Origin of the sequence: Streptomyces sp. NPDC047869, assembly GCF_040704065.1 — a bacterium.
Taxonomy (GTDB): domain Bacteria; phylum Actinomycetota; class Actinomycetes; order Streptomycetales; family Streptomycetaceae; genus Streptomyces.
Genome location: NZ_JBEYRK010000055.1, coordinates 14,549 through 27,570, shown reverse-complemented (window position 1 = coordinate 27,570; position 13,022 = coordinate 14,549). Strand labels below are relative to the sequence as shown.

Annotated in this window: 6 protein-coding genes and 4 pseudogenes; 7 read left to right on the top strand and 3 right to left on the bottom strand. The window is 67.6% G+C overall.

What is annotated here, in order from left to right:
• Both AB0924_RS38020 and AB0924_RS38015 read right to left on the bottom strand, forming a co-directional pair.
• The coding region (locus tag AB0924_RS38020) for a helix-turn-helix domain-containing protein (RefSeq protein ID WP_366913946.1) at positions 1–217 on the bottom strand (217 nt) is incomplete at its 3' end.
• An 86-nt stretch (positions 218–303) separates the two neighbouring features.
• Positions 304–449 (bottom strand): annotated as a pseudogene (locus tag AB0924_RS38015) (IS5/IS1182 family transposase); the annotation flags it as partial.
• A 595-nt stretch (positions 450–1,044) separates the two neighbouring features.
• Here AB0924_RS38015 and AB0924_RS38010 point away from each other — a divergent pair.
• Positions 1,045–6,186, top strand: a complete 5,142-nt coding sequence (locus AB0924_RS38010; RefSeq protein WP_366913947.1) for a DUF6531 domain-containing protein — start codon at positions 1,045–1,047, stop codon at positions 6,184–6,186.
• Positions 6,170–6,598 carry a hypothetical protein gene (locus tag AB0924_RS38005; RefSeq protein ID WP_358930224.1) on the top strand — a complete coding sequence of 143 codons (429 nt, stop codon included), beginning with the start codon at positions 6,170–6,172 and terminating at the stop codon, positions 6,596–6,598. Before AB0924_RS38010 ends, AB0924_RS38005 begins: the two co-directional genes overlap by 17 nt.
• 1,186 nt (positions 6,599–7,784) lie before the next feature.
• On the opposite strand, the gene AB0924_RS38000 is transcribed toward AB0924_RS38005, so the two are convergent.
• Positions 7,785–8,285 carry a phosphotransferase gene (locus AB0924_RS38000; RefSeq protein ID WP_366913945.1) on the bottom strand — a complete coding sequence of 167 codons (501 nt, stop codon included), beginning with the start codon at positions 8,283–8,285 and terminating at the stop codon, positions 7,785–7,787.
• 244 nt (positions 8,286–8,529) lie between these two features.
• Here AB0924_RS38000 and AB0924_RS37995 point away from each other — a divergent pair.
• The 5 genes and pseudogenes from AB0924_RS37995 to AB0924_RS37975 form a co-directional block, all read left to right on the top strand.
• Positions 8,530–8,727: pseudogene (locus AB0924_RS37995) on the top strand (transposase); the annotation flags it as partial.
• A gap of 63 nt (positions 8,728–8,790) precedes the next feature.
• Positions 8,791–8,913: pseudogene (locus tag AB0924_RS37990) on the top strand (transposase); the annotation flags it as partial.
• A 499-nt stretch (positions 8,914–9,412) separates the two neighbouring features.
• Complete coding sequence (locus AB0924_RS37985) at positions 9,413–10,633, top strand: cytochrome P450 (RefSeq protein WP_366913944.1); 1,221 nt, start codon at positions 9,413–9,415, stop codon at positions 10,631–10,633.
• Positions 10,634–10,904: 271 nt separating this feature from the next.
• Positions 10,905–11,267, top strand: a pseudogene (locus tag AB0924_RS37980) (ABC transporter ATP-binding protein); the annotation flags it as partial.
• A gap of 370 nt (positions 11,268–11,637) precedes the next feature.
• Positions 11,638–12,858, top strand: coding sequence for a metallophosphoesterase (locus AB0924_RS37975; protein ID WP_366913943.1), 1,221 nt, complete (start codon positions 11,638–11,640; stop codon positions 12,856–12,858).
• Positions 12,859–13,022: the final 164 nt, after the last annotated feature.

Genomic DNA, 13,022 nt, shown 5'->3' with positions numbered 1-13,022 from the left:
ACCCGTCCGCGTTGAAGTTGTGGATCACATCTCTGACCCGGTCCGGGCTGGTGAACGTCACTTCGGCGATCTTCGCCACGGGCATGCCCTGGGCGGATAACAGCACCATCTGGGCCCGCCGCCAGGTCACCACCGAACCGGTGCCCCTACGGACGATCCGCAGTAACCGCCTGCCCTCGTCGTCATCGATCTCCCGGACCTGCACACGTTCAGCCACGCGATCATTCTGGCCGTCCGGCGCCGCGCAGGACAGCAACAGAGTGACGCCTCATCGCAGGGCGAACGTTGCTTGATGCGGCACTAGAGATGGGCGAGGGTGAGCAGGGCCTGGCGGCCGGCGCTCAGGCGCCGCCAACGGGAGCCGATCGCGCGGCGGTGCCGCCGCAACGCTGCGTGAGGAAGCGGAGGTCAGAGCTGGACACGTCGACGCCCGACAGGTAGAAAAGCACAGGAAGCCTCTGGTGGAGACGGTTCTCTGGACCGAAAAACCCTCTACCAGGGGCTTCACCACGTCATCAGCCCAACCTCCGCACTATCGAGGCAGGTTGGAAAGGGCTCCATGGCTTCCGAGAAGTGGCGGATCGACCCAATGCCGACTGATCCGATCGCGCCATCGGGCCGCTACCCATCATTCACGCTTTTTTGATAAGGCGTTCAACCACGCTTCCGCACTCGCAGGGGCGCTATCACGCCAAGCCGAATGGAGAACGTGACCACTGCGCTTGGTCGACCAGGCCAGGAGTGGTGAGAAGGGCTTCGGGTCTTGCCGTGTTTCGGTCTTGTTTGCCATATCTCATTGATCGCCAGGCCGAACTGATCGAGCATCACCTGGGCCGGCCTCCACTTCGAACGCTCAGGTGATTCATCATGCATACACACGCGCGAAGATCTGTCATAGCTGTCCTCGCCATGGTCTTACTGGCTGTGGCGGGTGTGGTTCCGTCGTGGGCAGCACCCCAGCAAAACCCGCCCACCATGTCGACCACTGCGGTGGCCCAGTCCAAACCCCGTACCGCCGCAGACCTGCCCAAGCCGCCCAAGGCCATGACACTGGCCGACCGACGCAAGCAGATCGCCAAGACCCGGCTCGACCGCTCTCCCATCAGTGACTTCATAGAGGCACCTGGACGGAAGCCGACCAGCAAGCCGGCCCGACCCGACGGCCACGACGCCGAGCGCGGTCCCGCCGCTCAGTCATCAAATGCCGTCCGTCCCCGCACAGCGGCCGCCCCCGAGAATCCGACCTGGGTGTCGTCCTCGGCCACGGCCTATCCGGGCCTGCTGTCCATCGGCGGGCATGTGAAACTGCCCAAGCGCGGGTCGTCGTACAGCGGGATGTGGTTCTACGTCCTGGACGAGGCGGGCAACTTCGTCATTCAGCAGGAGATCAAGAAGTCGACGGACGATCCCAGCGGCGACACACCCGCCACCGGGGCTTGGTGTTACGACTGGTGGTCGAGTAATTCCTATCCCACTGACGAGTGCTTCTGGTGGGCCAACAATGCTCTGGGTGGGCCCCTCAAGGATGGAAAGAAGTATTACGCGTGGGTGTTCCTGAACAGCCCTGACGGATCGTCCAGTCCAGAGGGGACGACCTCGCCGCTGGTGGAAGCGTTCTACACCCCGGTCATTCCCGGTGCTCAGGCCGGCATCTGCACGTGTTACGCGCAGGCGCACCGTGCCGACCCGGTCAACACGGCGACCGGCATGTTCTACGAACAGCTCACCGACGCCTCTCTGGTGAGCGCCGGTGTTCCCCTCGCCCTGGAGCGCACCTATCGCTCGGATTCGACCGTCACCGGCCTCCTCGGGCGTGGCTGGTCGACACCGTTCGACGCGAGTCTGGCGGTCGCGTCAGGCAAGGTGACGTACCGGGCGGACGACGGAGCGTCGTTCGTGTTCACGCAAGCCAGTGACGGTACGTATACGGCTCCCGCCGGATCGGCGGCCAAGCTGGTCAAGGGGACCAGCACTTACACGCTGACCACGCCGGACCACATCAAGCGGACCTTCGACAACGGTGGACTGCTCACCGCCGTGGTGGACAAGGCGGGCAAGGGTCTGAGTCTGACGTACGCGTCAGGGAGGCTCACGTCCGTCAAGGACGCCGCCGGCCGTACCACCTCCTTCACGGTCGGTGGTGACGGGCTGTTGTCCAAGGTGGCTCTGCCCGACGGCACTTCGGTGTCGTACGGCTACGCCGGCGGCCTGCTGACCTCGGTGACCGACCCTGCGGGCAGGACGTCGTCCTACGCGTACGGCACCGACAAGCGGCTGGCCTCCTACACCGACCCGGCGGGCGGCAAGGTCGCCAACTCCTACGACACTTCGGGCCGGATCAAGTCTCAGACCGACCAGAACGGCAAGACGACCGCGTTCACCTGGGACAGCAAGAGCGAGTCGCACACCACGGCGCCCGACGGTGGCGTGTGGACCGATGTCTACGCCGGCAACGTCCTGATGGAGACGATCGACCCGTACGGCAAGAGCGTCAGCTACGACTACGACCGCTACCTGCACCCCGTCGCCATCACCGACCAGCGTGGCAACACCACTTCCATGACCTACGACAGCGCCGGGCGGATGCTCACCCGTAGCGCGCCGTCGGCGCTGGGTTACTCGGAGAGCTGGACCTACGACTCGGCCGGCAACATCACCAGCCACACCGACGGCCGCGGCAACAAGACGACGTACACATACAACTCCTCGAACCAACTGACGTCCGCCACCGACCCGTTGAACGGTAAGACCGCCTACACCTACACCGGGCTCGGCTCCATGGAGACCGTGACCACCCCGCGCGGCAAGACCACCACCTACGGGTACGACGCGGCGGGTAACCGAACCTCGGTCACCACCCCGCTGAAAGAGAAGACGACCTTCACGTACGACAAGGCCGGCCGTGTCCTGACCAAGACAGACCCGCGCGGCAACGTCTCAGGCGCCGACCCGGCCGCCTTCACCACGACGTACACCTACGACGGCCGTGGGCTGCTCAGTTCGGCCATCGACCCGCTGGGTCACACCACGGCCTACGAGTACAACGGCGCAGAGCAGCTGACGTCCGTACGGAACCCGGCGGGCGACAACAGCACGTTCGCCTACGACGACGCCGGAAACCTGACCCGCGCCACCGACCCCTCCAACGCCTTCGTCAGCCGCGTCTACGACGCGAGCGGACGCCTCGCCTCCGAGACCAACGAGGCCGGCGGCAAGACCACCCACACGTACGACAAGGTCGGCCGCCTGCTGAGCAGTGTCTCGCCGCGCGGAAACGTATCCGGCGCCGACCCGGCCGCCTACACCACGAGTTACACCTACGACGCCGCCGGGAACCGCACCGCGGTCACCGGGCCCACGGGGGCGTCCACGACGACGACCTACGACGCGATCAACCGGCCGCTCGTGGTCACCGACCCGCGCAAGAGCACCACGAGCTACACGTACGACGCGAACGACAACGTCACCAAGGTCACGGATGCCGCGTCCAAGACGGTCATCTCCGTATACGACAAGAACAACCGGCTCACCAGCAGCACGAACCAACTGACCAAGACCACCGCGTACGCGTACGACGCCGACGGCAACCTGCTCAGCCGCACCTCCCCACTGGGCGGCAAGGAAAGCTGGACCTACGACGCGGACGGGCGGCAGGCCACCGCTGTCGACCCCCGCGGCAACGTCACCGGCGCCGACCCGGCCCAGTACACGACCACCTACGGCTACGACCCGGCCGGCAATCCCACCACGGTCACCGACCCGCTCGGGGGTGTGACGACCACCGCCTACGACGCGGTGAACAACGTCGTCAAGCAGACCGACGCCGACAGACGCCCCACCGACTACGGCTACGACAAGCTCGACCACCTCACCGAGGTCACCGCTCCCGGCGGCGCGAAGACCGCCTTCACCCGTGACAGCACCGGCAACGTCACCACGCGCACCGACGCCAACGACCACGTCACCACTTACGGCTACGACACGGCCCACCGCCTCACGTCCGTCAGCGATCCGCTGAAGCGCGAGACGACCTACGAGTACGACGCCGAGAACAACGTCACCAAGAAGACCACACCGCGCGGGAACACCGGCTACACCTACGACCCGCGCGGCCTGCTCACCAAGGTCGACTACTCCGACTCCACACCGGATGTGACGTTCGGCTACGACGCAGCCGGACAGATGACCGCCCGCGCCAACTCCAAGATGTCCGAGGACTTCGTCTACGACGCGCTGGGCAACCTCACCAAGACCCGCGGTTTCGCGTACACCTACGACGCCGCCGGGCAGATGCTCACCCGCAAGTACGCCGACGGCAACACGATCACCTACACCCACGACAACGACGGCCGCATCGCCACCATGGCGGCCGACGGCAAGACCACCACCTACACCTGGGACGCGGCCGGCAACCTCACCAAGTCCGCGCTGCCCAACACCGAGACCGAAGACCGCACCTACGACCGCGCGGGCCGTCTCACCGCCGTCACCTCAGCCAAGGCTGGCACCACGGTCACCAAGACCGCGCTCACCCTCTCGGCCGCGGGCCTGCCCTCTCACATAGACGTCACCAGGGCCAGCATCGGAGGCGGCGGCTACGACCTCACCTACGACACGACCGGCCGCCTCGCCACCGGCTGCGCACCCCAACCGTGGATCACCGGCTGCCCCACCACCCGCACCACGTCCTACAGCTACGACAAGGTCGGCAACCGCCTGACCTCCACTCTGGGCACCACCTCGACCAGCTACGCCTACGACGCGGCCGACCAGCTCACCTCGAGCACCACCGGCTCCGCGATCACCGCGTACGGCTACGACGACGAGGGCAACCAGACCAAGGCGGGCGACGACACCTTCACCTACGACCTCGCCGGTCAGATCTCCGCCGCCACCGTCGCAGGCGCCGCCTACACCTACGACCACGACGCCGAGGGCAACCAGGTCACCGCCAGCAAAGACGGCACGGTCACCAACCGCACCCAGTGGGACCCGAACGCCCCGCTGCCCATCCTGGCCAGCGAGTACGACAGCGCCTGGGCCCTCAAGCAGTCCTACCGCTACGACCCGCTCGGCCAGCCCACCGCCACCGCGACCGGCACCGGTTCACTCTTCTACTACCACCACGACACCCAAGGCTCCCCGGTCGACGTCACCGGCAACACCGGCACCCTGTACCAGCGCTGGTCCTACGACTCCTTCGGCACCCGCGTCCTGGCCACCGCCACCAGCGGCGCCCCCGCGAGCACCCCCTCCTACACCGGCGCCCGCTACGAGACCACCACCGGCAACCTCGACCTCCACGCCCGCCAGTACAACACCGGCACCGGCCGCTTCACCCGACCCGACCCCGCCACCCGCGACCAGGCGACGCCTTACGTCTCCCCGTACGCCTACGCCGACAACACCCCCAGCCTGCTGACCGACCCCAGCGGTCTGACCCCCGCCGACCCCGACGACGAGCACGTACACAACCTCGGCCAAGTCCTCGGAATCTTCGGCAACGCCTTCGTCGACGTCTTCAAGTCGCCGTTCGTGTTCATGGGGGACGTACACGACGCCTTCACCGGCGAGAACGGCGGCGCCGGCGGCTTCGTCGACAAGTACCTCCCCGTCCGCCCCGCCTACCGCCTCTACCGCGCCGAGAGCATGCTCCGCGACCAGGGCTGCGACGCCCTGGCCGACCAGTACGCGGACGCTGCAGAGGAACTCACCCAGCAGATCGCCATCACCGGGGTCGGCGGGCTGACCGGCTGGCGACGGCAGGCATACGAAGCCGAAACGTCCATCCTCGGAGCCGAGGGTCTGCCAAAGAAGCCCAGCGGTGGCGGCCTGTTCTTCCACGGTTCCGACGTAAAATCGTTGGTCGACATCCTCAACAAGGGACTGGACGCTTCCGCGGCGGCCGCCGGCCACACCGACGGCCCCGGAGGGTTCTTCCTCGCCACCCATTACGACGACGCGATGTTCTTCGCGCTCCGGAGCGCAGGACAGAAGGGTATTATCAAGATAAAGATCACGGACACCGCGATGAGCCAGCTCGAAAATGCTGGATCCGTGACACGGAAGATTCCAGAATCGCCGAAGTCGCCGAGATTCCAAGGCTACGAGTTCCACATCCCCCCGACCGCATTCGAACTGTTCAATCGCCTTCGACGGGAGGGTGAAATTGAAGTATCACCCTGACGACATCGCCGAACTCGATACGGTGAGTTACTTGCGAAGGCGTGAGAGTCAGTTCTTCCGCTCAGGCGCCTACGACGCGGTCGAACTGGCGGGAATGATCGCCACCGAGGCTCTGACTCTGGGTGTGGAGACAGTTCAGATTCAGTCCGAGGGGGATTGGCTGATCGTGACCGCTGACAAGGACTGGCTGGAACCCTACGGCCAAGAGGCGTTTCACACGATCACTCCGTTCCCGGAGGCCGGAGTCAACAGCATGCTGGCGGAAGTTCTCGCCGTAGCCTTCTCGGCGGCCGCGATCACCATCACGCGCGCCGGATCCACTGTGATCAAGGGGGAGGGAGCGCCCCTCTCATCACGGGTCGGCCAGAATGCAGTAAGGGCATTCGCCTTCCGGCGCCAGCGCGAGATTTAACACTCGGCATGGCCTCGACGCGCGGTCGCACGAACCACCGAGTTCACACGACCGCGCGTCGAGCCGTGGAGACCTGCTCCCCTCCGGCACAGAGGGAGGCCGCGACGTTTGCTACGGTCCGAGTCCAGCAACAGCCGGCCGTGATCACGCAGCTCCCGGACGGCGGGTCCGTGCATCGGCGTCGTGGGCCGGGGTGATGACATGCGCCACCGTCGAGCGTGGGCACATTTCCAGAAGTACGGCGCTCCAGCCAGAATCCGGTCCAGCCAAACGCTTCAGCGTTCAGCACGCCGTCGTCGGGCCTCCGGCCGCCGCGTCGACCCACAGGCCATTCCGGTTCGCCACTCCCCCACGCTCAGCGGCCACGCATGACTGCGCCGCACCGCTCATTGAAGAGCGAGTCGGGGCGCGTCGACAACGGAGAAGGCTCTGACCCACGGCCACGGCCACGAGCGCTTCAAAGGCACAGAACAGCAAACCCCGACACCGTCAACGCTCAATGGACGCCAAGTCTCCCACCTGAGCCATCGGCTACGCCCTGGACCACATGGACGCCAGGAGACCGTTCCGCCTACCCGTGCCATGCAGCGCCGCGGCGTGCTCCCCTGCTGACGCCATACTCCAAGCTCCGGACCACGTGCGGACCAACTCGGCTTCGTATCGGGCGACTCCAGTCGTTTCCGCAGGTCAGTAGCAGATAATGCTGTGTACCACCAGCAGACGAAGAATCTTCTGGTCTCGTACTCGCCGAAGAAGCTGGGATTCTTCTAGACACATGCGAAAAGGCGCCTGACCTGGGTTTTCACCCGTCAGGCGCCTTTCGTGCAACCCGCTCTCGACCGGGCCCGGCTTGCGCGCTAACTCCCAATTCCTCCCACGACTGGACCCCTCCTGACCAGTGCTTCCGGACCAGTCACGGACCAAACCCTCGGTTCAGCCCTCGGGTACGTCACCGCGGATCGGAATACGTTGCGCCGGGGCCGTACCAAGGCGGGCGTGACCGTGGCGAAGGCACCAGCCAGGGTGCGGCGGGTGTTCCCTGGGGTGCGCTCCCATCTTTGCTCGATGTATTCGTGCGCCAGGTCGTACCACGTGGTTGGCTGCTTGGTGGCCCGCAACTCGGATGCCAGCAGACCGGTGTGCTCATCAAACGGATCACGCCTGATTATGGCTGACGGTCTTCCAACTACCGCCGTACACATCCGAGTTCAACCCGGTCGAGAGCGTGTGGTAGCACCTGAAGAGGTCGCCGGCCAACCTCACCAAGCACAGTCAACGCCGTGGCGATGTCCTCGCCGGTGCCGTGCGGCCGACGCAGCTCGTCGACGAAGATAGTGATGTCGGCGAGGGTCCACCACATCCGATACAGCGCGATGCCGACCGGTGTGGCTATGCGGCCGGTGAGCCGGGTGTAGTGCGCCAGCACGTTGTTCTCGCCGCGGTCCGGCTCCTGACCGAGCATGTCGGCCAGGGCCGTGGTAAGCATCCACAGCTCTCGTTCCGGTGGAGCGATCTGCACGGTGCCCCAGTCGATGAGCCACCGTCCGGCCGGGGATCGCATGATGTTGCCGGGATGCGGTTCGCCGTGTGTGACCACCCAGTTCGCCTCGGTGCCACGGACCGTGTTGACGTATCGGTCGAAGTCGGCGAGCCACTCTTGGATGCGTCCGGCGTGCGCGGCGAGCAACTGAACGAGGCCGCGCCGTCCGTCACGAACGCCCCGAGCCCGTTGTCAATCAGCCGGTTCACATCGCGTGCAACGACACGCTCGGAGATGGCGCCCCGCGTGAGGGTGTAGGCGATCACCGTGCGGGTGTGCGCGGGCGGATGCCCGGGGCGTGCATCCGGTGACGGTCTCCGCTCCCTGCGCATGAGGCAGCCACCGTGCAACTCTCCATGGTGAACGGGCAGTCCGAGGCAGGAGGTGCGCGGTGGCCTTGTCCCACTCTGACTTACTCCGCCTGCTGGAGTCACTACGTTCGGCGGACGGACTCGAACTCGTGCGGAGTGTGGCCGAGCGGATCCTGCAGGAGCTGATCGAGTCCGAGGCCGCGGCCCGGATCAGCGCCGAGTGGAACGAGCACACCGAGGCCCGCACCGCCTACCGCAACGGACACCGCGGCATGACGCTGACCACGCAGGCCGGCGACCTCGACCTGGCCGTCCCCAAACTGCGTACCGGCAGCTTCTACAACCCACTGGAACGGATCAACCGCGAGGTCAAGCGTCGGACCGACGTCGTCCAGGTCTTCCCCAACGACGAAGCGCTCCTGCGGCTGGTCACCGCCGTGCTCTTCGAGATGCACGACGAATGGACCGCCTTCCCCCGCCGCTACCTGCCCGAAGGCAGCATGGACGAAATCTACGCCGGCGAGCGCCCTCACCAACCCCGAGTTCTCCGGAGACCTGCACGCAGGCGACGCCTCCGTCCGCGAGGCCCTGGACAGCGTCCTCTACCGCGATCCCCCGTTGGCGAACTTCGCGACGACATACCCGACCCGGCCGGTCGACATCGGCGGCTTCCTGCTTCCGGCCGACCAGCCGGTGGTCATCACTTACGCCGCCTGCAACAACGACCCCACCCTGGGATCCCACCGGCCGGTGGGCAATCGGGCCCACTTCACCTGGGGAGCCGGCCCGCACAGCTGCCCGGCCAGATCGCACGCGTACCTCATCGCCGAAGCCGCCATCCTCCACGTCCTCGACGCTCTGCCCGAGATGGACCCCGACGGCCACCGGGACGACGTCGTCTGGCGCCCCGCTCCCTGGTCGCCCTGCCCGTCACCTTCGCCACGAGCTGAAAGAGACCCAACCGTGTCCGAACAGCAGATACTCGTCCTCGACCCGACCGGATCCGACCCGGACGCCGAACACCAGACCCTGCGCGAGCGCGGCCCGGCGACGCTGGTGGACATCCTCGGCGTGCGCGCCTGGTCCGTCTCCGACCCGGCCCTCCTCAAGCAGCTCCTGACCAGCAAGGACGTCTCCAAGGACGGCCGCGCCCACTGGCCGGCCTTCGCCGAGACCGTCGCCATCTGGCCGCTGGCCCTGTGGGTCGCGGTGGAGAACATGTTCACCGCCTACGGCAAGGATCACAGCCGCCTGCGCCGCATGGTTGCCCCCGCCCTCTCCGCCCGCCGCACCGCCGCCCTCCAGGCGGACATCGAGGCCCTCGTCGACGGCATCCTCGACGCCCTCCCGGCCGGCGAGACGGTCGACCTGCGCGAGCACCTCGCCTACCCGCTCCCGATCGCTGTCATCGGCAAGCTCATGGGCGTCCCCGCCGACCAGCGCACCGAATTCCGCACCGGGGTGGACAACGTGTTCGCCACCCACCTCTCCGCCGAGGAACAGGCCGCGAACACCGCCGCCCTCTACGGCCTGCTTGACGCCCTGATCGAGACCAAGCGCACTGAGCCCGGTGAGGACATGACCTCGCTGCTGATCGCCACCCGCGACGAGGAAGACGGCTCCGCCCTCAGCCACGCCGAGCTACGCGACACGCTCCTGCTGATGATCAGCGCCGGATACGAGACCACCGTCAACGTCATCGACCAGGCCATCACCACCCTGCTGACCGATCCCCAGCAGCTCGCCCACATCCGGGAAGGCCGCTGCACCTGGCAGGACGTCGTCGAGGAGACCCTGCGCCACCAGCCCGCGGTCAAGCACCTTCCCCTGCGCTACGCCCGCACCGACATCCCGCTCCCCGACGGGCAGACAATCAAGGCCGGCGAGGCGATCCTCGCCTCCTACGCCGCCGCCAACCGCCACCCCGACTGGCACAAGGACGCCGACCGTTTCGACGCCACCCGCCCCGGCAAGGAACACCTCGCCTTCGGACACGGCGTTCACTTCTGCCTCGGTGCCCCGCTCGCCCGACTCGAAGTCGCCACCGCGCTGCGCCTGCTCTTCGAACGCTTCCCCGACGCCCAACTCGCCACGGAGCGAACCGCGCTGAAGAGGCTGCCGAGCCTCATCAGCAACGGACACGCCTCCGTCCCCGTGCGCCTGCGCCCGATGTCGAGCCACTGACCGATACCGACGAGGAAGACCACCATGACTGCCCCCGCCCCGACCACGCCGCTCACCCGGCCGAGAGGCGCATCGCCCAGCACGTGGTGAACCGCCTGCTGGCACGCCAGATCGCCGACGCCGATACGTTGTCGCACCACACGGTCCGCGCGTCCGAACAGATGCAGGACTCGGTTGGCGCCATTGCCGCCGCCCTGGAACGCGCCCTCGGTGCCCTGCCGATGGCTCTGGTGCACCGCGCCGAGGAGCGCGAGGCGGCTTGCATCGGCGGCGCGGCAGCACTCTCTCCGGCGGCGAACGCCAACGCATCGCCCTCGCCCGCGCGTTACTCGCCCGCCCCGCGTTGCTCCTGCTGGACGAGCCCACCTCCCACCTCGACGCGATCAATGAATCGGCGCTCACCACCGTCATGTAAGACGTCGCCCAGGAGTGCGCCCTGCTGGTTGTCGCCCACCGCCTGTCCACCGTGCAGCACGCCGACCACATCAGCGTCCTGCACGACGGCAGCACCGCCGCCGGCGGCCGCCACGAGGAGTTGCCGGCCGACAACGCCCTCTACCGCGAACTGGCCGCCAGCCAGATGCTCCGGCCGGGCGGGGAGCCCGGCGGCGCCGGAGCGGGGACGGCCGGTTGACACCGTGCCGTTCCCGGATCTCAGCCGACCAGGATCAGGACCATGCACGGGCCGCCGGCCCAACGGTCGCCGCCATGAGTTGCGTTCCTGCCGGTCAACAGAGGTCCGGTAGCCGTACCACCATGGAACGATGAACATGCTGTGTTCCTACAGCCCTCAGAAACTCGGCTTCTTCTAGAGCTTCGCGTGGGTTGCCCGGCGGCGCTGGTGCCCTCCGGGCAACCCGGCACGACAACTCCGCGGCGGAGTCCCGCCATCTCCCGGAGGACCCTTCGCCCCAGGGGGGCCGCTCCCGTGAACGCCGGTCCGGCCGGCCCGAAGTCGACCGGATACAGTGCGCGAGACAGCAGCCCGGTCGGGGAGGGGAAGCGTGACCGACACCAGCAACACCCGGCCCGCCGAGGGCGAAGCGCAAGCGCCGCAGCGGAGCCGACTGCACCGCCTGATGCGCTACATCCCCCTGATCGCCCCCGTCCTGCTGTGGGCCGTGCCCTGCTGGGTGCTTCTGTACACCGGCCAGCACTGGCCGCTGCCCGTCACGCCGGCCGGCACCGCCCTGTTCGCCCTCGGCCTCGTCGGCATGCCGCTCGCGATGGTGCGCGGCCACGGCCGGCGCCAGCAGGACCGGGCGGCGATCATCGGCGTCACCCTGCTGGGCACCAGCTGGATACTGTTCACCTGGTCCGTCCTGCTCGGCGTCTTCTTGAGGCTTGTCCTGAACGTGGCCGGCGTCGGCGAGAGCCAGGACCGGGCCCGCATCGTCACCTGGGCGGTCCTCGGCGTGACCGCCGTACTGCTCGGCTGGGGGCACGCCGAGGCCCGCCGCGTGCCACGCGTGCGCCGACTCGACGTGCGACTCCCGCGACTGGGCGCCGGATTGGACGGCCTCCGTGTCGTGCTCATCACCGACACCCACTACGGCCCACTCGATCGCGCCCGCTGGTCGGCACGAGTGTGCGAGACGGTGAACACCCTGGAAGCCGACCTGGTCTGCCACACCGGCGACATCGCGGACGGCACGGCCGAACGCCGCCGCGCCCAGGCCGTCCCGCTCGGTACCGTGCGGGCGACCCGGGCCCGTGTGTACGTCACCGGCAACCACGAGTACTACAGCGAGGCCCAGGGCTGGGTCGACCTGATGGACGAACTGGGCTGGGAGCCGCTGCGCAACCGCCATCTGCTGCTCCAACGCGGCGGCGACACCCTCGTGGTCGCCGGCGTGGACGACGTCACCGCCGAGTCCTCCGGCCTGGCAGGCCACCGCGCCCACCTCACCGGAGCCCTGAACGGCGCCGACCCCGACCTGCCCGTCCTGCTCCTGGCACACCAGCCCAAGTTCGTCGACCGGGCTGCGGCCGCCGGCATCGACCTCCAGCTCTCCGGCCACACGCACGGCGGCCAGATCTGGCCCTTCCACCACCTGGTCCGCCTCGACCAGCCCGCCCTCGCCGGCCTCAGCCACCACGGCGCCCGCACCCTCCTCTACACCAGCCGCGGCACCGGCTTCTGGGGCCCGCCGTTCCGCGTCTTCGCCCCCAGCGAGATCACCCTGCTCGTACTCCGCTCCCCGCACGCGCCCACCTCGCCGTAGTGGACGGGTGACGGCGCCGCCATCCGTCCACTCCTCACCGGCAGTCCGGTCGGGATCGTCCGGTTCGACGATCTCTCCGACCTGGGCGAGCTGCCGGTCATCGCACTCCGGCCAACCCCTGATCCTGACGAAGACGCCCACGACGATCAGCCCCTGACCCTGCG

What these genes read in the sequence shown, in the direction of transcription:
- AB0924_RS38010 (WP_366913947.1), top strand. Translation starts at nt 1,045, where the DNA reads ATGACACTGGCCGACCGACGCAAGCAGATCGCCAAGACCCGGCTCGAC.